The 23,223-nt window shown below is 62.4% G+C and carries 14 protein-coding genes; 3 read left to right on the top strand and 11 right to left on the bottom strand.

Annotated elements, in window-relative coordinates; translation table 11 throughout:
* A partial coding sequence (locus ACFPWW_RS12555; protein WP_377311882.1) for a N,N-dimethylformamidase beta subunit family domain-containing protein occupies window positions 1-3,804 on the bottom strand: 3,804 nt, incomplete at its 3' end.
* A gap of 637 nt (window positions 3,805-4,441) precedes the next feature.
* Here ACFPWW_RS12555 and ACFPWW_RS12550 point away from each other — a divergent pair.
* The 3 genes from ACFPWW_RS12550 (at window position 4,442) to ACFPWW_RS12540 (ending at window position 9,307) form a co-directional block, all read left to right on the top strand.
* The gene (locus ACFPWW_RS12550) at window positions 4,442-6,301 is read left to right on the top strand and encodes a TPR end-of-group domain-containing protein (protein WP_112758858.1); all 1,860 of its coding nucleotides are present in this window, start codon (window positions 4,442-4,444) and stop codon (window positions 6,299-6,301) included.
* 228 nt (window positions 6,302-6,529) lie between these two features.
* On the top strand, window positions 6,530-8,257 hold the full coding sequence (gene poxB / locus ACFPWW_RS12545) for a ubiquinone-dependent pyruvate dehydrogenase (RefSeq protein ID WP_377311881.1): 1,728 nt from the start codon (window positions 6,530-6,532) through the stop codon (window positions 8,255-8,257).
* A 216-nt stretch (window positions 8,258-8,473) separates the two neighbouring features.
* Entirely contained in the window at window positions 8,474-9,307 is an 834-nt protein-coding gene (locus ACFPWW_RS12540; protein ID WP_112706075.1) for an inositol monophosphatase family protein, read from the top strand.
* Between the two features lie 6 nt (window positions 9,308-9,313).
* On the opposite strand, the gene ACFPWW_RS12535 is transcribed toward ACFPWW_RS12540, so the two are convergent.
* The 10 genes from ACFPWW_RS12535 to ACFPWW_RS12490 form a co-directional block, all read right to left on the bottom strand.
* Window positions 9,314-10,393, bottom strand: a complete 1,080-nt coding sequence (locus ACFPWW_RS12535) for an ABC transporter ATP-binding protein (protein ID WP_377311880.1) — start codon at window positions 10,391-10,393, stop codon at window positions 9,314-9,316.
* A 24-nt stretch (window positions 10,394-10,417) separates the two neighbouring features.
* Window positions 10,418-11,236 (bottom strand): ABC transporter permease, encoded by an 819-nt coding sequence (locus tag ACFPWW_RS12530; RefSeq protein ID WP_377311879.1) that lies wholly within the window; start codon window positions 11,234-11,236, stop codon window positions 10,418-10,420.
* A complete protein-coding gene (locus tag ACFPWW_RS12525) occupies window positions 11,236-12,126 on the bottom strand; it encodes an ABC transporter permease subunit (protein WP_112573224.1) in 891 nt (296 codons plus the stop codon). Before ACFPWW_RS12525 ends, ACFPWW_RS12530 begins: the two co-directional genes overlap by 1 nt.
* Window positions 12,126-13,271, bottom strand: a complete 1,146-nt coding sequence (locus ACFPWW_RS12520; protein ID WP_377311878.1) for an extracellular solute-binding protein — start codon at window positions 13,269-13,271, stop codon at window positions 12,126-12,128. The genes ACFPWW_RS12525 and ACFPWW_RS12520 overlap by 1 nt, the downstream gene beginning before the upstream one ends.
* Window positions 13,272-13,418: 147 nt before the next feature.
* Window positions 13,419-15,449 carry a transketolase gene (tkt, locus tag ACFPWW_RS12515; protein ID WP_377311877.1) on the bottom strand — a complete coding sequence of 677 codons (2,031 nt, stop codon included), beginning with the start codon at window positions 15,447-15,449 and terminating at the stop codon, window positions 13,419-13,421.
* Window positions 15,450-15,659: 210 nt separating this feature from the next.
* Window positions 15,660-18,686 carry an alpha-mannosidase gene (locus tag ACFPWW_RS12510; protein WP_377311876.1) on the bottom strand — a complete coding sequence of 1,009 codons (3,027 nt, stop codon included), beginning with the start codon at window positions 18,684-18,686 and terminating at the stop codon, window positions 15,660-15,662.
* Window positions 18,687-19,041: 355 nt separating this feature from the next.
* Window positions 19,042-19,776: a molybdate ABC transporter substrate-binding protein gene (locus tag ACFPWW_RS12505; protein ID WP_377311875.1), complete on the bottom strand. Its 735-nt coding sequence runs from the start codon at window positions 19,774-19,776 to the stop codon at window positions 19,042-19,044.
* Window positions 19,776-20,561, bottom strand: coding sequence for an ABC transporter ATP-binding protein (locus ACFPWW_RS12500; RefSeq protein ID WP_112757232.1), 786 nt, complete (start codon window positions 20,559-20,561; stop codon window positions 19,776-19,778). The genes ACFPWW_RS12505 and ACFPWW_RS12500 overlap by 1 nt, the downstream gene beginning before the upstream one ends.
* Window positions 20,551-21,585 (bottom strand): FecCD family ABC transporter permease, encoded by a 1,035-nt coding sequence (locus tag ACFPWW_RS12495; RefSeq protein WP_377311873.1) that lies wholly within the window; start codon window positions 21,583-21,585, stop codon window positions 20,551-20,553. The genes ACFPWW_RS12500 and ACFPWW_RS12495 overlap by 11 nt, the downstream gene beginning before the upstream one ends.
* On the bottom strand, window positions 21,585-22,589 hold the full coding sequence (locus ACFPWW_RS12490; protein WP_377311871.1) for an ABC transporter substrate-binding protein: 1,005 nt from the start codon (window positions 22,587-22,589) through the stop codon (window positions 21,585-21,587). The genes ACFPWW_RS12495 and ACFPWW_RS12490 overlap by 1 nt, the downstream gene beginning before the upstream one ends.
* Between the last annotated feature and the right edge of the window lie 634 nt (window positions 22,590-23,223).

Raw genomic sequence — 23,223 nt, 5'->3', positions numbered from 1 at the left:
CGTCTCGCTGCTGTCGACATCGGTGAAGGTCGTGCTCGGCAGCACGAAGGAGAAGGCGGAACCGGTGGTGGCATTTTGCGTGCCGGTCTGCACGGCCAGCACCGGCGCATCGTTGGCGCCGTGGATCGTGATGGTGATATTGGCCGTGGCCGTGGCGCCGGCAGTGTCACGCATCGTGTAGCTGAAGACCTCGCTCAGCGTGTTGGTCGACTGGCGCAGTGCCTGGACGGCGGCATTGCTCTCGTTGACGGCATAGGTGTAGGCACCCGATGCGTTGAGCACGAGACTGCCATAGGTGCCGTTCAGCGCCGTGCCGAGCGTGCCTGATGTCGAACCGAAGCGGACCGCCGTCACCGTCTTGGTGTCGCCGGCATCCGCATCGGTGTCGTTGGTCAGGACGTTGCCGCTTGCGACCACGCCGCCCGAACCGTTCGCCACCCCGCCCTTCTCCGTCGCGTCACCCGCATCGGCAACCGCCGTCGGTGTCGTGTTCGAACTCGGCGTCGTGAACATCACGTCGACCCAGTAGTTCGTCGATTCGAAGGTGCTCGTCGGAAACAGGCTGGCACTGCCATAGGCGTATACGCCGTTGCCATTGGCCGGCGCCGTCAGCGGACCGCTCGTGACATTGGAGACGAAATAGTTGGCGGTCGTCGAGTAGTGGCCGCTGTCCGTATGGTAGGATGCCGTGTAGGTCTGCCCGGGCGTCAGGCTCACCGGGCTGGAGAAATAGGCGGTCTGCCAGCCGCTGGCGGTCTCGTTCGTGAAGGTGAGGGTCGCGATCCGCGTACCCGTGCTCGACCACAGCGAGCCGGTATGCGTGCCGGTATCCTGACTGCCCTTGTAAAACCGAATACCGGTGACGGTCCCTGCCACCGACGTCTGGAAGCGGACACCGAGTTCAACGGGTGACGTATCGTCGGTGTTGACGACCGCCGGCGTCGCCGCGCCGAAGAGGGAGGCAAAGCTTGCTCCGGTTACGGTGACAGTGCGTCCTGCCGAAGGTGATTCAAGGTTGATGCTGTCGTCGACCGCGCGCGACAGGATCGTGTAACTGCCCGCGACTTGCGGCGACCAGGTATAAGTCCAGTTCTCGTCACCCGTTGCCGGATGCCAGCTTGCCCCGTTGTCGGTCGAAACCTCGACGCCGGCAATGACGCCGCCGCCCGTGTCGGCCGCCGTGCCGGTGATCGTGACACTGGAGCCAACGGTTGCCGTTGACGGCGCCGTGATGATCGACGTCGGTGCGACGTGATCCGTGGAGCCGGTTGCAGCGACGAGGCCGGATTGCAGCGTGCCGGGCTGGATGCCCATGTCGGCCAGCAGATTGACCATCGCCTGCTGCACGCGGGGATCGGTCGGGGTCGCCTGATTGTCGTGATTGTCGCTTAGGCCCCATGTCCAATAGACGGTACCGGCGCCGAACACGAGCGCACCGCTCGGCGCGCGATAAAGCGTCAGATTGTGGGTCGCGGTCGCGTTGCCGGTCGTGTTTCCGTAATCGAGCAGGTAGGTGCTGACCGGAAGCGTCGTCGACGACAGCTTCACGAGGCCCGCCGGGTCAAACCCGTTGTCGACGGCTTCGTCCCATTCGTAGCCAAGATAGTTCCTGGTGAGCGTCGCCGTCTGGCCCGGCTGAAGATTGGCAACGCTGGTATTGCGCCAGAAACGCAGGTTGGCGTCATCATATCCGACCGTGATCGCGCTGAGATTGTCGCCGACATCGTCGACCTTGAACAGCTGCCCGGTCAGCGAGTTTTCCGGGTTTCCGCCGCCGACGGCCGGCGGACTGAGGCGCGGGTCGCGGAACGTGCCCGTCCATTCGTTCGAAGGGTCGATGCTGGCGCCGGGCGACCATGTCTCCTTGTAGGAGATAAGGGTGCGGTAGGGCGTACCGTCGCTGCTGTAGGCATTGCCCCAGCGGGTACGCCAATAGACCTCGTTGCCGCTCCAGAACATCAGGTTGACGCCGGCATCGCGCGCAGCCTCGACATTGGTGCGCTGCTGTCCCGACCAGTATTCGTCGTGCCCGGCATCGATATAGGTTTTGTGATTGAGCAGCAGGCTGCCATAACGATCGACATCGACACCCGACAGGTAGGAGACGTCGTAGCCGTTCTGTTCCAGCCAATAGATGCCGGCATATTCGGCGCCGAACAGATAGTCCTGCGGGCCGGCAAAGGTGCCGACCCCGCCCCGGGTCGCAATCGGCCTGTTGTAGCTCACCGCATAGGCGCGGCCGGCGCCCTGCCCCGTCGCCGGGCCGTTGCCGCCATAGAAGTTTGCGCCGCCCCAGCCATTATAGGCCTGCCATGTCTGGTCCGCGGTCTGGAAGACGATGTCGCTGTGACTGTCGTCGTCGCGCACGATGAACGGAATATGGTTTTCGCCGAACGTGCCGTCCTGCCGCACGAGCTTGGCGATATAGACACCTGAAACGGCATCCTCAGGCACGGTCCACGAGGCCGAGACGGCCCAGTTGCCGGCATCGACCGTTCCGGTCGTGGCATTGCGCAACGGATTGGGCTGGTTCTGCAATCCGGTATGCTGCAGGGTCGCCACCTTGCGCGCGCCCATGCCGCCATAGTAGCCGAGCCGGTAGATATCGATCCGGTAATTGGTGGAATCCGTATCGATCTTGAAGCTGATCGTCTTGCCGTTATCGACGCTGATATCGGTCGCAAACCCCTCAATGTTGGAGCTGCCGGCGCCATCGATGCCCCACTCGCTCTCCGGATTGCCCTGCTTCTGGTTTTCCAGCACGATCGCGTTGGTGGCCGCCGCTGCGGCCGCCAGGTTCTGTGTCGTCAGCGACCGCTGCGTGACCGGCGGCGCGGTGACCGAGCCGGACAGGATGCCGACGCCCTTCGTGCCGGTTGCCGTTCCCATCTCTCCGCCGGCGGGCAGCGATCCGTTCACGTTCGCCGAACCCGTCCACGTCGCGGTGCCACGCCATCCCGAAAGCGGGGACAGGTCGCGATCGAGCAGCGGGTCGCTGACCGACGCGCCGATGGCCCGCTTGATCGTTGCCACATAGTCCGGCCCTTCGGTCAGCCTGGTCCCCGGCAACTGGCCGTCCTGCTGGAGCAGGGCGCCGCCATGCGCCCAATCGAGAATCCGTGTGGGGGACGTAAAGTAGCCGCACCCGCAGACGCCAAAAGGCATGCCGAACGCCAACGCATTCGGTCCGGTGTGCTGTGCAGCAGCCTCTGCCGACGGGCTCGATTCGAGAATGACCACCTTGCCGGAATGCGCACGCCCGCCCGCTGCGGCGGCCGAACCTTGCCCTGATGCGACCGATCCCGGGTTCTGCGGCAGATATGGCGCCAGGGGATCGTCGCCGATGGTGCTGGGTCCCGCGTAGGTGCGATAAGGAAACGACGTTGACCCGAATGCTGCGCCATTCGCTGTCCGCTCGAAAGGTGCAAGGGCCGGAATCTGGGCGGGAAGCACCGACGCGGCAGGATCTCCGCTTCGTTCCGCCGCTCTGCGTGCGGCTTCGAGAGCAGCGGGCAAGGACGGGGATGCCCGGTCGATATTGCCGCGACCGTCTGCCTCGCCGACCGCTTCCGCTCTCGCTTCACTGCCGTTTCCGCCAGATGCAGGGTTGTTGTCGGGATTGGCGACAAAGACGCTTCCCAAGCCTGCGCCCGCAGCCTGCGCGGATGTCGCAAGCTGGGCACTGTCCTCGGGTCGATCTGCGTTCTTGCGTGGCCTAGTCTTTCCACCGACGGTCAACCACCGGGGAGCCCACGAATCCACCATTAGTGAGCGCGAAGCCCACCGGCGAGCGTTGCGATACATGGCGTGCCCTCTCGCGAAATTGCCAGAATCAAATCTATGAGAGATCGTTCGATACGCGGATTTCCGATTATAATCGAAAAACGGGCGAGTATATCTTACCCCTTTCGACCTACAGGCGGCATCCTTTTAGGCAAAAGGGCTTTTGTGCAAACGCTTGACTTGCCGTTCGAGAGGCAGAAAGCGGCTCGGCCGTCAGCTTTTCCTTGCGCGATCCTGTCATTTTCCACGGCTGTCGGCGGATCACCCGGAAATCGTACCCGGCTTCCACCCAGCACAACTTCGTCTGGCGGCGGCGCCCCACAAGCGCTCAGCGGCGAAGAACCGGCGCTAGACAATGCCCCGGTCAATTCGTGCGCGCCGCACCCGAACCCTTCCCCCGGGAGGCCTGCCAAAATTGATGCACGGCCTCAAAATTGGGCACCGCGCCGCGTCCACGGTCTTTCCCATTCGAAAGAGCTATCGTTTGACGCAATCTTCGCCCGTTCGGAGTATTGAAGCTGCGCCGTAACGATATAGGCTCTGCGCCGCCGTGACAGCATGCCGAATCGAGAGATTTCGGCTGCAAGGGAGGGAACCCTAGCGCGGCTATAATCTGGAAAAGCGAGAAACTGACATGAGACAATCCATGGAGAGGGTCATGGAGCGGCGATTGAGTGCCATCCTCGCTGCCGATGTTGTCGGTTACAGCCGGCTCATGGGCATGGACGAGACGGGTACGCTGCAGGCCTTGAACCGCCATCGCTGCGAACTGGTCGACATCCGTATATCCGATTACAAGGGCCGTATCGTCAAACTGACGGGCGACGGCATCCTTGCCGAGTTTCAGAGCGTCGTGAATGCCGTGGCCTGCGCCGCCGAAATCCAGCGCAGCATGGCGGTGCGCAACGAAAACGTGCCGAAGGAAGAGCGCGTCGAATTCCGCATCGGCATCAATCTCGGCGACGTCGTCGTCGAGAACGAGGATATTTTCGGCGACGGCGTCAACCTTGCCGCGCGCCTGGAAGGCATTGCCCCGACCGGCGGCATTGCGGTGTCGGCAATCGTGCGCGATCAGGTCGGTTCACGCCTCAATCTCGGCTTCGATTTTTTAGGTGAACACGTGTTCAAGAATATCCGGCAGCCGGTGCAGGTCTACACGGTTTCCTTCGAGAAGCCGAATTCCGCCCGCCTCGTCGCGCAGAACCGCAACACCTGTTTCATCGCCGTCCTGCCCTTCACGAATATGAGCGGCGACACCGATCAGGACTATTTCTCCGACGGCATCACCGAGGACATCATCACCGATCTTTCCAAGGTCTCCAGCCTGCATGTGGTGCCGCGCAACACCGTCTTCACCTACAAGGGCACGTCGGTGAAGGTAAAGCAGGTCGCCCAGGAACTCGGCGTGCGTTACATGCTGGAAGGCAGCGTGCGCATCGCCGGTACGCGGGTGCGCATCTCCGGCCAGCTGATCGATACGGCAAACGGCGATCATCTCTGGGCCGAACGCTACGACCGCGACCTCACCGATATTTTCGCCATCCAGGACGAGATCACCAACGCGATCGTCGGCCAGCTGAAGGTGCGGCTCTTACCGGAGGAGCGCAAGGCGATCGCCGCCGAGCCGACCGCCAATGTCGAAGCCTATACCTATTACCTGAGAGGCCGGCAGCTCTCCCATACCTGGACCAAGTCCTATCTGCAGCTTGCCCGGCGTATGTTCTACAAGGCCGTCGAACTCGATCCGGATTATGGCCGCGCCTATGCCGGCATTGCCGATTGCGATGCGGCGATCCGCGACTGGGCGCCCGGTGACGTGCCCCTGGAGCGCATCCTCGCCATGAGCGCCAAGGCCCTGGAACTTGAGCCGGACCTCGCGGAAGCCCATGCCTCCCGCGGCCTGGCGCTGCATCAGAACGGCGAGGACGACAAGGCCATGGCATGCTTCGAACGCGCGCTTGCCCTCGACCCCAACCTTTATGAGGCAAACTTCCATTATGCCCGCATCTTCTTCATGCGCGGCGACTTCGCCGAGGCCGTGCATTATTTTACCCGCGCCGCCGAAATCCGCCCGGACGACTATGTTTCTCCAATCCATCTGATGTCCTCGTACCACTCTCTCGGACGGGCGGTGGACAGGGAAAACTGGGCACGCAAGGGGCTTGAGAGAGCCGAGCGCGCGCTCAACCAGAACCCGGAAAATTCCGGCCCCGCCCATCGCGGCGCACTCGCCCTTGCCCATCTCGGCGAAGCGGCGCGCGCCTGCGACTGGGCCGCCCGGGCAAGCGCGATTGATCCCGACGATATCGTGGCCCAATACAATCTCGCCTGCGTCCATTCCGTACTCGGCCATGTGGAACGGGCGATCGACATTCTGGAGAGCCTGCTGCCGCGCAGTTCGGCCTACCATATCAAGTGGTTTACCCATGATTCCGACCTCGACAACCTGCGCCGGCATCCGCGCTTCAAGAAGCTGCTGACAGAGGCGATGAAGGAACGGGAGCGGATCGCGGGATAGGGTGCGGCGCCCATTGCATCGATCGGACCCGGCAAGCGCAGGGGGCGGGCCGAACCTATGTCTTTGTGCGGGAGACAACCTTCCGGACATGCGGGCAGACCGCAGACGGCACGCAGGTCCGGCTTGACGGCTGCGCCGCTCTGGCAGGTCTTGCGGTTGAGAAGCGTCGAGCGAGGCCTAGCTTCTCTTGTCGGTGATCCCGAAACCCCAAAGCGCAGGAGCCATTCGATGAAGTCCAACGTCGCTGATGTACTGACAGAAGTTCTGCATTCGGCCGGGGTCAAGCGGATATACGGCGTGGTCGGAGACAGTCTGAACGGGCTTACGGAAGCACTCCGGAAAAGAGGCGACATCGAGTGGGTCCATACCCGCCACGAAGAGACAGCCGCTTTCGCGGCAGGTGCAGAAGCTCATCTCAGCGGCGGGCTGGCCGTCTGCGCCGGAAGCTGCGGTCCGGGCAACCTTCACCTCATCAACGGCCTGTTCGACTGCCATCGCTCCCGCGTCCCCGTCCTGGCCATTGCCGCGCAGATCCCTTCGGCCGAAATCGGCAGGGGCTATTTCCAGGAAACGCATCCCGACCAGCTTTTCCGGGAATGCAGCCACTATTGCGAACTGGTCAGCCACCCGGAGCAATTGCCGGCGGTCATCGAGATGGCTGTTCGCACGGCCATCGGAAAACGGGGCGTTGCCGTCGTGGTCATTTCGGGCGACGTGGCTTTGACCGATTTCACGGCGAAGATTTCGGCGCCGGCTGCGCTTGCCCTGCCTCAGCCGAGCATCGTGCCGACGAACGATCAGATCGAGCGATTGTCGGCATTGCTCAACGAGAGTTCGAAAGTCACCCTTCTGTGCGGGCGTGGCTGCCAGGGGGCGCATGACGAGCTGATCGCCCTTGCGGATCGGCTGAAGGCGCCTGTTGTCCATGCGCTCGGCGGCAAGGAACATGTCGAGTGGGACAATCCCTTCGATGTCGGCATGACCGGCCTGATCGGCTTTTCGTCAGGTTACAAGGCCATGCTGGAGTGCGACATGCTTCTCATGCTCGGCACCGATTTCCCCTACCGGCAATTCTACCCGACCGGCGCTAAGATCGTGCAGGTGGATATTCGCCCGGAAAATCTTGGCCGCAGGGCCTCGCTGGATCTCGCAATCCTCGGTGACGTCAGATCCACACTGGCGGCAACGCTGCCGAAGCTGGCAGAGCGAGCAGACAGGAACCACCTGGATGAGTGCCTTGCCGCCTACAGGAAAGCGCGTGAAGGCCTCGACGACCTCGCCACCGGCAGACAGGGCGGCAAGATCCATCCGCAATATGTGGCACGCCTTCTGAGCGAACACGCCTCCGACGATGCCGTTTTCACCTTCGATGTCGGAACGCCCACCATCTGGGCGGCGCGCTATCTGAAGATGAACGGGAAACGTCGCCTGATCGGCTCGCTGGTGCACGGATCGATGGCCAACGCTCTTCCCCAGGCGATCGGGGCACAGGCGACACACCGGGACCGCCAGATCGTCAGCATGTCCGGCGACGGCGGCTTTGCCATGTTGATGGGCGACGTCCTGACGCTCGTTCAACAGAACCTGCCGGTAAAGGTCGTCGTCTTTAACAACTCCGTTCTGGGGTTCGTGGCGATGGAAATGAAAGCTTCGGGGTTTCTTGAAACCGGCACGGAACTCAAGAACCCGGATTTTGCGGCGGTTGCCCGCGCCGCCGGAATCCACGGCATTCGCGTCGAGGATCCGGCCGAGCTTGACGGCGCCGTCAGGGAAATTCTGGCGCATCCCGGTCCGGCCCTGCTCGACGTCGTGACGAATACACAGGAACTGTCGATGCCGCCGAAGATCGAAGCGGCGCAGGTGAAGGGTTTCGGTCTCTGGGCCATCCGCGCTGTCATGAACGGCCGGGGAGACGAACTCGTGGACCTGACGGTCTCGAACTTCCTGTCCCGGTGAGGTCGGGCACTACCAGAATCGGTTGGCGGCGACATATTGCGGCAGCCGAGTGAATCGTGATTCAGTCCAGGCAGGCGCCGCGCCAATCGTTGCCGGAACCGGCCGTCGCGCGTGGCGACTTGCAGCATGTCGCCTGCTTCATAAAAACATCATGCGCATTTGCAATGAGAAGCGCCGAACTGCCCGCCATCCTCAGTCATCACACGGATTGTCCTCATGAAATTGTCTTCGACCGCCGCGCGTCTGTCGCCGGCAGCCTCGCCCCGCCTTCTCGTCCTGGCCGAAACAGCCCTCAAGGCAGGAGAGACGGCGCGCAACGCGCTCCGGCGGCGCACGGCGGCCGAGATGGTCCACAAGGCGCCGCGCGACTACCAGACGGAAATCGATGTCGCGGTCGAGCGGATCATCGTCGAGGAGATGGTCAAGGCATTCCCGTCCTACGCGATAAGGGGCGAGGAAGAGGTCGGCAACCGGCAGGCTGGCGCGGACGCGCCGGTCATCTATATCGACCCGATCGACGGCACGACGAATTTTGCCTGGGGCATTCCGCATTTCGGCATGACGATCTCAATCGCCGAGGGCGGCCGCATCGTTGCCGGCGTTGTTTACGACGCCATGCAGGACGAACTTTTCAGCGTCGAGGCCGGCGCCGGCGCCTGGCTGGACGGCGAGCGGATCCATTGCGCCGAGGTTGCCGACATCCAGAACGTGCTGATCGGCGCCGGCCTGCCGATACCCGGCCAGGTCAAGGCGGTCCCGGAGGAGCTCTATTTCGATGCCGTGAAGCGGCTGATGGCCAATACCGCCGGTGTGCGCCGTCTCGGTTCGGCAGCGCTTTCGATCGCCTATGTCGCCTGCGGCCGGCTGGACGGCTTTTTCGAGGATGGCCTCTCGGTCCACGACTTCGGCGCTTCGGCGCTGATGGTCGAGGAAGCGGGCGGTATCGTCACACGGTTTTCCGGCGCTGCCGTCACCGGCAAAGGCGATATCCTGGCAGCAAGCAAGGCGCTGCATCCCTGGCTGCAGGAGGGTTTTCAGCCGAGGGCCTGAGACACGTCAGGTCGCGGGGAGCGGCTTTGCGGGCGCAGCCGCCTGCGGCTCTCCCGATTGGTGGATGAGGGCGTTGTCGCGGAAAGCGAAGAAGCCTGAGCAACTCGAGGCGACGGCCATCCCGACCCTGATCGTTTCGGCCGGCGCAACCATCGCCTTCAGCCTGATGCCGTCGGCGAGATCGACATCGACGATCTTGTGGGTGCCGAAATCGGTAACGCGGCGGACCGTCGCATCTGCCGTTCGGCCGGCGGGACGCACCGTCAGAGCTTCCGGACGCATGGCGAGCGTCACGGGACCGTCGGCAACGGGAACGGAAAAGCCGAACAGCGGATGCGTGCAGACCCCGTTGCGGATCTCGCTCTCCACGAAGTTCATCGAGCCGATGAAGCCGGCGACAAAGGCCGTCTGCGGCTCGCGGTAGATGACGCTCGGCGGAGCCACCTGTTCGGTGCGCCCTTCACGCATGACGACGATGCGGTCGGCGAGCGCCAGGGCCTCGTCCTGACCGTGGGTGACGAACAATGTCGTGATGCCGAGCCGTTGCTGGATATCGCGCACTTCCTCCCGCAGCCGCTCGCGCAGGTACTGGTCGAGGCTGGCGAAGGGCTCGTCGAGCAGCAGGATCTTCGGCTCGAGGACCAGCGAACGGGCAAGCGCCACGCGCTGCTGCTGGCCTCCGGAAAGCTGTGTCACCGCACGCCGCCCGTAATCGGCGAGACCGACGAGAGCGAGAGCATCCTCGACCCGCTGGCGGATCTCGGCCTTCGGCAGGCGCCGCAATTTCAGCCCGAAGGCGATGTTGTTGAAGACATCCATATGCGTCCAGAGCGCATGGCTCTGGAAGACCATGCCGGTCGGGCGCCGCTCCGGCGGCAGGTTCGTCACGTCTCTCGCGTCGATGCGAATGCTGCCTGCGCTCGGGTGCTCGAAACCGCCGATCATGCGAAGCAGCGTCGATTTGCCGGAGCCCGAGGGGCCGAGCAGGCAGACGAGTTCGCCGTCGCCGACCTCGAGCGAGAAGTCGCGGATGGCAAACGTATGGCCGAAGCTCTTCGAAACGCCTTCGATCGCCAGATGTGCCATTCCTGAAACCCTTTCTGCCGGCGCTCAGGCGCCAAAGCCCCGTGCGAAGGCGCCGGTTCCGATGACGCGCCGCGCAAACATCAACGCCGCGAAGGACGGCACCCACAGCATGACGGAGAGGACCGCCCCATATTGCACGACGATCTGGCTGTTGATGAAGCTGATCATCAGCACCGGCATGGTACGGATTTCGGGCGCTCCGATCAGCCAGGCGCCCTCCGTCTCATAAAAGGTCCCGACGAAGGTCAGCAGCAGGGCCGCGGATATCGTCGGCGCGGCCTGTGGAAGCGTGATCGACCAGAAGACGCGAAGCGGCGTCGCGCCGGCATCGCGCGCGGCTTCCTCCATGCGCCGGTCGACATTCTGGAAGGCGGCGACCGGGATCCAGATCATCAGCATCAAAGTGCCGACGAGCTGGATCAGCACCACGCCCCAGAAGGTGCTGATCAGCCCGAGTTGCAGAAAGATGCCGGCGATCGCCACCAGCAGGCCGAATTTCGGAAAGGCATGCGAGGCAAGGAACGACAGGAACAGGACGTTGCGGCCGGGAAAACGCATCCTTGCAAAGGCATAGGCGGCGGGCAGGCAGACGATCGCCGAGAGCGCCGTCACGGTCGCGGTCAGACGCAGGCTGAGGAACAACGCGTCCCAGACATCCTTGCGGGCAAGCGTCTGCGACCAGAACCGCAGACCGAACTGCTGGGGGATGACGGAAGGATAGCGCCAGACCTCGGTGAAGGCCCAGGTGGCGACAACCAGCAGCGGCAGCGCGATGAACAGCGTCAGCAGCATCGCCAGCACCAGGCCCGTCCAGTCGAATTTCAAGGCAGTCGGCCGGCGCATCACCGACCCTCCCGATTGCGGGCGATCGACCAGACATAGAAGACGCCGAAGAGGAGGCAGAAGCCGAAGGTGATGACGGCCTGCGTGAGCGCACCGAGCGGGTCGTTCATGTCGGCAAAGGTGCGCTGCATGAACGGTCCCATCATCTCCGGAGAGGCCGGACCAAGCACATAGGGCAAGGTGAAGGCGGAGAATATGCCGAGAACGGCGAAGGAGGCCGTGACCAGCAGCGAATTGCCCATACGCGGCAGGATGATCGAGATGAAGACGCGCAAAGGCGTTGCGCCGACATCACGGGCCGCCTCGACGGAGCTGTTGGAAACAGACGCGAGGCCAGCCGTCAGCATCAGTACCGTCAAAGGCAGATTGTCCCAGACGAGGCCGATGACCGGTCCCCAGGGCGTCAGATAGGGGCTGGGCAGTTTTGGCAGGCCGACGGCGTTGAGCAGGATATCGACCGTACCGTTCGGCCCGATCGTGCGGATCAGGGCATAGGAGAGAATGATCGAAGGAACGAACATCGGAAAGATTGCCAGCCCCTGCACGTAGGCCGCAAGGCGGCTGCCGGAAAAGCGCAGGTAAAGGGCAATCGGAAGGCCGATCGCAAGCAGGAGCAGCCCGCAGACCATGGTCGTCCAGAGCGTCAGCCAGAGGTTGTTGAGGCTGTAGGTATCGGTGAAGAAGAAATGGTAGGAGGCGAGCGAGAAGCCGCTCGTCCCGTCCGGCTGGCGGACGAAGATGGTGGTTGCGACGGCCGAGAGGATCGGAAAGATGATCAGCCAGCCGACCAGAAAGACCGGCATGCCGACCAGGAGGAGCCCGTAAAGGCTCCCCCTGCCGAGAGACGGAGCGCGGTGCGCGACCGCAGGCTGTGCGGCATGCAGCGCCATCAGGTGCGGCTGATTCCGGGAGCGACGTTGCGGTACCAGCCGTCGTTGATCGCCTTTTCCCAATCGCCGCCCGGGAAGGTCGGGATCGTGGCCGGGATGACATCGGCATATTTCTTGCGCAGGTCTTCGGAAATGTGATCCCAGGAAACGCCCGGGAAACCGCCGATCTCGGTGATGATGGCTTCCTGCATCTCGCTCGTCAGCATGAAGGAGGCGAGCTTGAGGGCGGCGTCCTTATTGGCGCCGTTGGTGAAAATCGTCATGGCCGAGAACCCGCCGCAGAGCGCGAGATCGGAGAGCTGCACGAGGCCGGTCGTCTCGGGCAGAACGCCCTGCGAGATTGCCTGCAGGACCTGGTCGGACCAGACCGGAGCCATGGTCACGACGCCCTGGGAGAGCAGCTGGATCGACTGCGTGTTGCCGGCGGTATAGGCGCCTTTCTGATAGAGCGACGGCGCGAGATCGTTGAGGATCTTCCAGGCGGGCGTCAGCGACTGCTCGGCAAAATCGGCAGTGAAGTTGTCGATCTTGAACTTCTTCGGATCGCGGCCGTTGGCTTCATGAATGGCGCGGCGGACGAAATTGCCGCCCGAACCGCCCTTGTCCGGACGGTTGTAGATGAACTGGCCGGGATTGGCCTTGATCCAGGCCGTCAGCTGTTCCCAGGTCTTCGGTGCATCCTTCGGGTCGAGCTTGGTCTTGTCATAGGCAAGCAGAACCTGCGAACCGCGATAGGGCAATGAGTAGGGCGTGTCGATAGCGAGCGGATTGACGCGGTCGAAGCCGGGTACGTTCTCAGCGGAGAACTTCACCCAGAGACCGGCATCGATACCGCCGGCCGGAAGGCGCGGATCGAAGGATTCGAAGAGGTCGGCCTGCGGATCGGTCTTGGTCTTAAGCGCAGCGAGAGCGCGGTCGCCGATGGCGCGCAGGCCGTTATTGTCGCCGGCATCGGTGACCTTCAGGGTCACTTCCGGATGCGCCTTTTCGAAAGCCGGACGGATGATGTTGTTCCACAGGTCGATAATATTGGAATCCGAACCGCTGTAGAGGTCGATCGTGCCTGCGGCGGCCGAGGCGAAGCGCGGAAGGGCGAGAAGGCTCGCAGCCGCCGACGATGTGATCAGAAATTCGCGTCTATTCATACCCTGTCTCCCTTCGCTAGCGAGGCGGCGCCCCAGATGAGTTCTGAGAACTTGCTAGCCTCGGCGCGTAACATCGGAATGACAGAAGCGAAGAAAATGCACACGTGTGCCAAACCCGGCAGGGCAGTGGCTGCGTCTCGATTTTGCTTATCGATACCGCAATCCAACTGCGTCCTTAGCAGCCTTCACAACGGCGTCTGTCGTGATACCGAACTTCCTGTAGACGTCGTCGATCTTGCCCGAGGCCCCGAAACTGTGCATGCCGACGAACCGGCCGTCGAGCCCGAGATACCGGTCCCAGCTGTCCTGGACAGCTGCTTCCACCGCGACGCGCGCAGTTCCCTCTCCAAGAACCTCGCGCTTGTAGTCCGGTGCTTGCGCCTCGAACAGCAGGCGGCACGGCATGGAGACGACCGCCGTCGGAATGCCTTCCGCCTGGAGGCTCGTCCTTGCCTCGACAGCAAGGTGCAACTCCGATCCGGTTGACATGATCGTCAGCTCGCGAGCGCCGCCTTCTGCCTCGAGCAGAACGTATCCGCCCTTTGCCGACAGGTTGGCGGAGCCAGGCTGCCTTCTCAGAAGCGGCATAGGCTGGCGGGACAAGGCGATCAGCGCGGCCTGCCGCGGGGCTTCGAGAATGGCCTGCCAGCATTCCGCCGTCTCGATCGGGTCGCCCGGGCGGAACACGGCAAGGCCCGGAATGGCGCGCAGCGCCGTCAGATGTTCGACCGGCTGATGTGTCGGGCCGTCCTCGCCGAGGCCGATGGAATCGTGCGTCATCACGAAGATCGAACGCACGGCCATCATCGCCGCCAGTCGGATGGACGGCCGGGCATAATCGGAAAAGGTCAGGAAAGTGCCGCCGTAGGGGACCAGCCCGCCGTGCAGGGCAATCCCGTTGATGGCCGCAGCCATTCCGTGTTCACGCACGCCGTAGTGGATATAGGATCCGTTATACTGGCCCGGCGAGATCTCGATCATGGATTTGGCCTTGGTATTGTTCGACGGCGTCAGGTCCGCCGATCCGCCGACAAGCTCGGGAATGGCCTCGGCAAGGTGATTGAGAACGATCCCGCTCGCCTGCCTTGTGGCAAGGTCCTTTTCGGCAGACAGAAGCTCCTGTTTTGCAGCCTCGATCGCCCCCGTCCAGTCCGGGGGCAGTTCGCCCTTCATCCGGCGTTCGAAATCGGCGCGGACATCCGCCTGCGCCGTCTGCACCCGCATCGCCCAGGCCATACGGGCGTTACGTCCCTTCGCGCCGATCTTTCTCCAATCTTCGAGCAGGTCTGACGGGATCTCGAAGGGCGGCGCGCTCCAGCCGAGAATCTTGCGGGCGCCGGCGATCTCCTCCTCGCCGGGCGCGTCGCTATGGGCCTTCTGCGTGCCGGCCCTGGTCGGAAAGCCGAAGCCGATAATGGTTTTGCAGGCGATCAGCGACGGGCGATCGCTGACCCGTTGCGCCTCGGCGATCGCGTTGCGGATGGCGTCAGTGTCGTGACCGTCGATTTCCTGGACGTGCCAGTTCGATGCGCGGAAGCGCGCCGGCTGGCTGTCGGATTCCGCCAGGCTCGTCGCGCCGTCGATCGATATCGAGTTGTTGTCCCAGAACGCGATCAGCTTGCCGAGTTTCAGATGGCCGGCAAGCGAGATGGCCTCCTGGCTGATGCCCTCCATCAGGCATCCGTCGCCGAGGAAGACATAGGTATAGTGGCTTGAAAGATCATCGCCGAACCGGGCGTTCATGATGCGCTCGGCAAGGGCGAAACCGACCGAATTGGCAATGCCCTGCCCGAGCGGGCCGGTGGTCGTCTCGATGCCCGTGGCATGGCGGTATTCCGGATGACCTGCCGTCCTGCTGTCGATCTGCCGGAAATTCCGGATCTGGTCGATCGTCATGTCCCGATAGCCCGTCAGGTAGAGCAGGCTGTAAAGGAGCATCGAACCGTGGCCGTTGGAGATCAGGAAACGGTCGCGGTCGAACCAGTAAGGGTCTTCAGCATCGAATTTCAGGAAGTCGGAAAAGAGCACGACGGCAATGTCGGCCATGCCCATCGGCATGCCCGGGTGCCCGCTCTTGGCCTTCTCGACGGCATCCATCGAGAGAAACCGAATGCAATTGGCCATGTCGCGCAGGTGCTGATCGCGGGGCGCCGGTACGGACTTCACGGTTTCCGTCATGATCGTTTCCTCGGAGGCTGGTGAAAGACCAGCCGGAAGATAGGGTCCGACGCGAGCGGGGCCACTGCGGCATGTTGAAACTTTTTCCGCGGCCTCTCATCCGGTGACAGATCGCCTGATGCCGAGAGCCGCGCTCTGCCCCATGCCCTGCGCATACGCGATCGGCCGGAGCGCCGAACGCGAAATCGCAAAGCCCGGATATTGCTGCTTTCAGCCTCGCTGCAGCCGCCAGGTACGAATTTCGAACGGCATGATGTCTGCGGGTCCGGCACGCTCGATCGGCTCTTCGAGGATGTTGAGGGCACCCGATGCATGCCACCCCGATGGCAGGGCGAGGGAAAGCCGGCCGCGCCGGCCCGCCGGTTCGTAAAGCCGCAGAATGAGGCCGTCTCCCTCCTCGGCCGGCTTCAGCCCGGAAAAGGCGACCGGGATGCCCTCGACGCCGAGCGGCGACAGAGTGCCTGCCGAAAGCCCGCTTGCCTCGGCGGTGACGAGCGGCTGGTTGATGTCGATCGCTTCCTGAAGAACGTCGCCTTCGTGCCAGGCGCCCTCATGCGGCATCAGCGCGTAGGTGAAGCTCTGCTCCCCCTCATCGGCGAGCGGATCGGGATAGATCGGCGAGCGCACGAGGCTCATGCCGATGACATTGCCGCGCGCGCTGTGTCCGTATTTGGCATTGTTGAGCAGGGCGACGCCGAAGCCCGGCTCGCTGAGATCGACGAAACGATGCGCGGCAGCCTCGAACATCGCCTGTTCCCAGGAGGTGTTGGTGTGGGTCTGGCGTTCGACGACACCGAAGGCGCATTCGAAGGTGGCTGTCCGCGAGCGGACCGCGACCGGATTCAGCGTGCGAAGCAGAGTGCGCCGGTCATGCCAGTCGATCACCGTCTCGATGTCGAGCCTGCGGGCGTTGGCGGTCAGCACGTAAAGCTGGGTGACGGTCGAGTTCCGGTAGCGGTAAACGACGCGGATCGCCGCGCGATGCGGTCCCTGTTCGACAAGCGTGATATTCTCCGGCCTGTCGAGGCGGACGGCCTTTTCGGCATAGTCGGCATCGACGTCCCAGGCATCCCAGTTGCGCGGCTTGTCGGCCGGATAGACCCAGAGCTGATTTGCGCCGCCCTCGACCGCCTCCCTGCCCGTCGCCTTGTGAACGAGGCTCGACACGGCGCCGTCCTTGCCGATGACGACCGACAGATGCTGGTTTTCCAGGCTGTGGGTGTCGGCTCTCAGCATGCCTGCGGGCTTCAGCGCCTTGCGATCGAAGACGGCAACGGACAGCGGCGCGACGGTATCGGCAGATGACAGGACCGTCCCGTCGGAAAGCCGCGCCGTCAGCGGCCGCGGGGCAAGCGACGGATTGACGGCAACGAGCGCATCCGCCACGCCGCCTGCCGGAAGCTCAGCCGCAAGCGCCTTCAAAGCCTTGGCCTGTTCGGCCTTGGCATTGCCGATGACGCCGTCGAGTTCCTGTTCGGCATCGATATAGACTTCACGGATGCTCGAGCCCGGCAGGATGTCGTGAAACTCGTTCTTCAGGACAACGCGCCAGTCGGCTTCCAGGCTTTGCGGTTTGCCGGCTCCCAGCAGATGCGCAAGCGACGCAATCGTTTCCGCCGTTATCAACGCTCGCTCGGCCTGCCGGTGCTTGCGCTTGACGCCGCTTTGCGAGGTCAGCGTCGCGCGGTGCAGTTCGAGATAGATTTCCCCGTCCCAGACCGGCAGCTCCTTTTGCGCCGCCGTACGGTGCGCCTTTTCGTAAAAACCCTTCACCGTGCCCCAGCGTGCGCTCGGGATCGCCGGGAAGTCGCGCAGTTGCACTTCGCGTTCGACCATCTCCGGCGTCACGCCGCCGCCGCCGTCGCCGTAACCGACGGCCAACAATGATGTGTCGTGCTGCGTCTTGCCGCGGAAATTCTTCCAGGTCGGCACGAAGCAGTCCGGCTGCACGAAACCGTTGTAGCCGTGCATGGGATTGTCGAATGTGTGGGTCAGAACCTTGCTTCCATCGAGGCCCTTCCACCAGAAAAGGTCGGATGGGATATGGTTGGTTTCGCTCCAGTTCACCTTGATCGTGAAGAAGCTGTCGATGCCGCCGAGCTTCAGGATCTGCGGCAAGGCTCCCGAAAAGCCGAAGCAGTCCGGCAGCCAGCAGACCGTGTGGCGCAGGCCGAAATGTTTCTCGAAATAGCGCTGTCCGTAAAGCACCTGTCGCGCAAGGCTTTCGCCGGTCGGCATGTTGGTGTCGGGTTCGACCCACATGCCGCCGACCGTCTCCCACTTGCCCTCGGCGACCTTCTTCTTGATACGGTCGAGAAGCTCCGGATCGTCCTCTTCCATCTGCGCATAATAGTGGGCGGTCGACTGGTTGAAGCGGAAGTCGTCCGAGCGCTCCATCAAGGACAGCGCGGTATTGAAGGTGCGGCGCATCTTCCGTCGCGTCTCGCGATAGGGCCACAGCCAAGCGAGATCGATATGGGCATGGCCGGTCAGCAGCAGCTCGCCGTTTTGCGGGAAGCGCTTCTGAAGCTCCTTCAGACGCGCGACCAGTTGGTCATGGGCCACGGCGGCCGAAGCACTCTGTGTTTGCGTCAGGCCGGCCGGGTTTTCCTGCAGCTCCGGCAGCTCCCAGATCTTCTGCTGCATGACCGCGCTGGAGGTGCGCGAAATATAGGCTGGCGTGTCCGAGGGCCAGTCGAGACTGCGCAGCGCCTGTTCGGCCGCCTCGATCAGGTGCGGCAGAACCTCATGGCTTTCGAGCACGCCGGCGGCCTCGCCGATCTGCCGCAAGAGGAGGTGCAGTTTGTGGACCGGCTCGTCCAGCCAGATCAGCCGCGCCTTGTTGAGCCTGGGCGCCCGGTTCGGCTCTCCGAAGGGAAAACGCGCGACGCTTTCGGTCGTGATCGAAAATTCCCGGCCCTTGATCGGGAATTCCTGATGGTAGGGGTCGAGCCCGAACGCCTCGGTCTGGCCGCCGGAATAGTGCAAGGTGATGAGGCTCTCGCCGCCGAGATCGAGCTGCAGGCGAACCTCTTCGATGGGCCAGTCGCGCGGCACCGTCGCCGACGCGGCGAAACGGACCGTGCCCTTGCGGTGCGGCCAGTCCTGATGATGGGCGATCGGCTCGCCGTCGAAGGTCCAGCCGTCGATCACGACGCTCTGCCGGTCGCGCCAGTGGGCGAGCTCGGCTGTGCGGACCTTCAGACGATCGAGGCGTTGGGCAATGGTAAGAGACATGGCGGGTCCTATCGGAAAATAAGCAACTGACAGCGGGGGAGATCAGGCGCGCGCAGACAGGCAGCAGGCACCGCGTCCGTCTCCTCCAACCGAAACGCGTGGCGACCCTTAGATTAAGTAACTTTGTTTTCACGTCAAGCACACAAGAAATGCGTTGCGAGAGTTTTTCCGATGGGTACGGGTAAAAGCCCGCGCCCTCTGCAGCATCTCGCGGGCGCGAAGCTCGATCCTGCAAGCGCCGATCTGCCTGGAGATCGACCGGAGCAACGCCGAAACGCACAGGAGCGCTATTCGCCGCCCTGGTCGTATACTGCATGGGGACGGCGAGGTTCTCTTGAGGATCAGTTTGCTCTAGCTAGTGCAGCGGCAGTGCGAAACCCGTTTCACTTAATATGACTCGACCGGCGTCGCCCAGCACGAACTCGCGCAGCGAATGCGCCTCACGCGATGCCCCCTTTCGCAATGAAAGTCCGTAGGAAATGGCAGGCGCGAGCTCCATCGGGATTTCGACGACCGAGAAAGCCGGATTGCCCTCCAGCAGTCGCGCGTTCGAATAGTAGCTCGTCATCAGATCGACTTCCCCATCGGCAATAAGATAGCCGGGGCCTTTGCCGGGTGGTGTCGGCGGAGAATTGCGCCCGCCGACGAGTTGGCGGGCACGTGCCTTCAGCATCGTTCCCATCCCTGGATAGAAGGCTTCGATCCGGTTGAACAATTCGAATGCGTAGTCCCCCGACGGATCGTCGCCCGGTGTCGACGTAGCGATCCGCAAGTCAGGATTGGCGAGGATCTCGACGAAGTTTTCAATCGTCATGCCGATATCAGAGCGAGCCATCATGCAGAGACGATTGCGAGCAAAACAGATCGCCTCCTCGGCTATGCCTGCTGCAGCGAGCGCTTGGGGATGCTCCATATTCGCCGAAGCGAAGAGATCGAAGTCCTCGCCGTTCTCGATCCGCTCGCGCAAAAGACCTGCCGGTCCGAGTGAAAGCGAAACTTCGACATCCATCTCCGGCGTAAATGCTTCAATAATCTTCGGAAACGCATGTCTCAGACTTCCCGCGGACAGAAGCTTGATGGTTCTTTTCATCACAATCCTCCCTTTCGATTCCGTTGGCGGAAAAGAGGCGTGAAGGCGCGCTCCTCCCGACAGCCCAGACCGAACGACGCGGCGCGGATAGGAAGGCCGTATAAAGCTTCCAGATTGTCCTCGGTCATCGCATCACCAACCCGGCCGAGAATCGTCTTCGCTTCCGGCAGCATGAGAAGCGCATGGTCGGCAATTGCCACAGCATGGTTGGGCTGATGAGTGGTAAATGCGATTGCCAGCGCTTCCCGGTCAGCCAGTTCGCCGAGGAGATGCAGCACGATATCCTGATTTCTCAGATCGAGCGCCGAGGCCGGCTCGTCGAGCAACAGGACCTCGTTTTCACCAGCAAGAGCACGCGCGATTAGAACAAGCTGGCGCTCGCCTCCGGAAAGCGCGTCGATGCTGCGTGAGGCATGGTCCGCCATCCCGGTCGCACTGAGCGCTGCCATCGCCTTTTCGATATCTTTTCTGCGAGGAGTCTGGAACAGCGGTATATGCCGCGCACGTCCCATCAATACGATGTCCAGCACGGAATACGGAAAAGTCCCCGAGAATGCCTGGGGCACAAACCCAACACTTCGGCTCAGATGTACTTTTCCCGAAGTGGGTTTGAGCAAACCCGCCAGCACGCGCAACAACGTGGATTTGCCGCGGCCGTTCGGACCAAGCACTGCGGTGATCTCGCCCGCCTTCAATTGGAAATCGAGATCCCGGAATTGCCAACGCTTGCCGTCGTAGGTCTGGCTTGCGCGCTCGATCGCCAGTCTGATGCGATCAGATGCCACGGCCGCCTCGTTGCGTCTGCCTCAAGACGATAGCAAAGACCGGGGTCCCGATGAGTGCGGTGAGGATACCGAGGGGAATTTCGCTGGCTGTCGCCGTGCGAGCCACGGTATCGATGATGAGCAGGTAGAGTCCCCCGATAATCAGCGAGGCCGGCATCATCGCCCTGTGATCCGGACCGACCAGCATTCTGGCCATGTGCGGCACGACGAGGCCGACCCAGCCGATAATCCCGCTGACAGCCACCTGTGCGGCCACGATAAATGAGACCAGGACCAGGATCATCCAGCGCATCGGTTCCACGTTTACTCCCATTGCCCTGGCATCCTCGTCCCCGATCGACAGCAGGTTTACGCGCCAACGCAAGCCGAGAAGCAAGAGAGCGGCGATCAGCACAGGGGCCGCAACCAGGGAGAGCTTCTCCCAGCTTGCGGTCGCAAAACTACCGAGCAGCCAGAAAACCATCGCTGGAAGCTTGTCGTCCGTGTCTGCCAGATATTGGACGAGGCTCACCAAGGCCCCGAACAAACCGCTCACAACGACCCCCGCCAGGACGAGGGCCAGGATATTGCGTCTGGCAACGATGCCGTTCAGCAAATAGACGAGGATGAGCGCCGACAGACCAAAAGCGAAGGCGGAGCTCAGCAGACCGAAACCCGATACGCCGTAGAGAATGGCGAGCACTCCACCGAAAGCGGCTCCGGAGGACACACCCATAACCTGGGGACCGACGAGCGGATTTCGGAAGACGCCTTGCATCGTCGCGCCTGCAAGCGAAAGCCCTGCCCCCGCTAAAATTGCCAAGAGGATGCGCGGCATCCGAACGGTAAAAACTACATTCGCCTCCGTCGGTGAAACGGGTATGTCTGGATGGGAGATCGGATCCATCAGAATTTGGACCACTCTTGCGAAGGGAATATCGTAGCGGCCGACGCCGAGCGCCCCGATGGCGGCGATAACCAGGAAAGCAGCGAGTATGGCGATCGCGACGCCGGGCGGGCGTCGCGGAAATTCGTCGTCTTCCATCAGTGCGTGGCGCGATAGTCGGTGTGGTAGAATTCCTTATAATACGCGTCGGCTTCTTTCTGCATGTCAATGTCCTTGAACCGATCGGGATAGAGCTTCTGCGCCATCCACAATTCGCCAAGAGCCATCGCTTCCGGCATCGGATAGCCCCATGCCTTGGCGTATTCCGGCATGAGATATATGCGGCCATTCTTGACGGCGTCGATCGTCTGCCATGACGCGGTATTCTTGATTTCGGTGACGACGTCGGGGTAGCGCTCCTGCACGAAAATAACCGCCGGATCCCATTTGAGGACATCCTCCATCGTCACCTGCTTGAAGCCCGCGATCTCGTTCGCGACGTTGCGGGCACCTGCGCGCTCCATCATAAGGCCAGTATATTTGCCGTGCCCGTACGTGGAGAGATCCGGGTTCGCCATATAGACCGCCACTCGTTTTTCCTGGGGAACATCGGCCAGACGCTCCGCCACCAGCGCTCGTGCCTTCTTGGTGACGGCGATCATATCTTCGCCTTTGTCCCTTTCGCCCAGGATGTCGGCGATGAGCCTCACTCCGCTCGCAAATCCGGCATCAATTGCCGCTGGCTCGTCCTTCACCGAAGGGTTCATCTTCACCGCCTCCTCAGGCGGCACATCGAGCAGGGAAATGGCGACGACCGCAAGGCCCGAGTCCTCGATTTGCTTGACCATGTCGGCCGGGGCGTAGTTCGTGACGAAGACCACGTCTGGTTTCAGCTTGAGGAGTTCTTCGATATTGACCTTGGTGAGGCCACCCGGCGTCGGGAGGCCGGGCAGTTGCGGCGCAAGGCGGACATAGTTGGCACCCAGCTGTTTCTTCCACTCGTCCAGAACGCCGACAACCTTGTCCATCGCGCCGAGCTGCACCGCGATGTTGAGCGTCTGGTGCTGCAGTATGACGACTCGGTTCACGACATCCGGCACATGCACCTGGCGGCCGATCTGATCGGTAACGATATGATCGGCCCAGGCGGGTACGGCGAACAACAGGCCACCGGCGGCGACTGCGATTTTCGCAATGGAAACGAGGCGAGCTAGCATTCATTTTCCCCTGATGAAGATGCCGATCCCTATCAGGACAGCCGGCTGCATGCAATTCGTTATATTCCCAGGAATATTTCGCTTAAGCAGATTTCTTCGATCGGCCCGGTCGGTCGAGGTCAACAAAAAATCATGTCACGACGTCGAGAAACTTCAGCGCCTGCTGAATTTGACAGATAACCGCGGCTCCCTCGCCGACGGCCGCCGCCATCCGTTTGGTCGATCCTGCGCGTGCGTCTCCAACGTACGATCTTGCATGATCGCCCCCCCCAACTGGGCTCATTTATCCCCGTCTCCCGAGATTGGCGATGATGAGCGACAAGACGACGCGCGGCAGCGACAGGGATCGCCAGATCTCGCGCTGGAAGGGGAGCGCCGTTGTCGAGAACGAGAGGCAATGCGAACGCGCCCAGAAGAGTGATGACACCGCGCACACCTGCCAGCAACGTCGCCGCAATCGATCTCCAGGCATGCCGATCGAGCCGAAGCCCCGCATCGGCTCCGCCGCGAATGATTGCGCATGGGGTGCCAGATGCCCGCGTCTCGAAAACCGATCTACAGTCTGAAAATCTGCTTTAAA

The organism is Rhizobium sp. GCM10022189, from assembly GCF_042656325.1.
Classification (GTDB): Bacteria; Pseudomonadota; Alphaproteobacteria; order Rhizobiales; family Rhizobiaceae; genus Rhizobium.
Note: the sequence above shows the minus strand (reverse complement) of the source record. Positions and strands in the feature narration are given on the sequence as shown.

Coding starts and splice junctions, on each gene's coding strand:
- ACFPWW_RS12550 (WP_112758858.1), top strand. CDS start 4,442: ATGGAGCGGCGATTGAGTGCCATCCTCGCTGCCGATGTTGTCGGTTAC.
- poxB (WP_377311881.1), top strand. CDS start 6,530: ATGAAGTCCAACGTCGCTGATGTACTGACAGAAGTTCTGCATTCGGCC.
- ACFPWW_RS12540 (WP_112706075.1), top strand. CDS start 8,474: ATGAAATTGTCTTCGACCGCCGCGCGTCTGTCGCCGGCAGCCTCGCCC.
- ACFPWW_RS12535 (WP_377311880.1), bottom strand. CDS start 10,393: ATGGCACATCTGGCGATCGAAGGCGTTTCGAAGAGCTTCGGCCATACG.
- ACFPWW_RS12530 (WP_377311879.1), bottom strand. CDS start 11,236: ATGCGCCGGCCGACTGCCTTGAAATTCGACTGGACGGGCCTGGTGCTG.
- ACFPWW_RS12525 (WP_112573224.1), bottom strand. CDS start 12,126: ATGGCGCTGCATGCCGCACAGCCTGCGGTCGCGCACCGCGCTCCGTCT.
- ACFPWW_RS12520 (WP_377311878.1), bottom strand. CDS start 13,271: ATGAATAGACGCGAATTTCTGATCACATCGTCGGCGGCTGCGAGCCTT.
- tkt (WP_377311877.1), bottom strand. CDS start 15,449: ATGACGGAAACCGTGAAGTCCGTACCGGCGCCCCGCGATCAGCACCTG.
- ACFPWW_RS12510 (WP_377311876.1), bottom strand. CDS start 18,686: ATGTCTCTTACCATTGCCCAACGCCTCGATCGTCTGAAGGTCCGCACA.
- ACFPWW_RS12505 (WP_377311875.1), bottom strand. CDS start 19,776: ATGAAAAGAACCATCAAGCTTCTGTCCGCGGGAAGTCTGAGACATGCG.
- ACFPWW_RS12495 (WP_377311873.1), bottom strand. CDS start 21,585: ATGGAAGACGACGAATTTCCGCGACGCCCGCCCGGCGTCGCGATCGCC.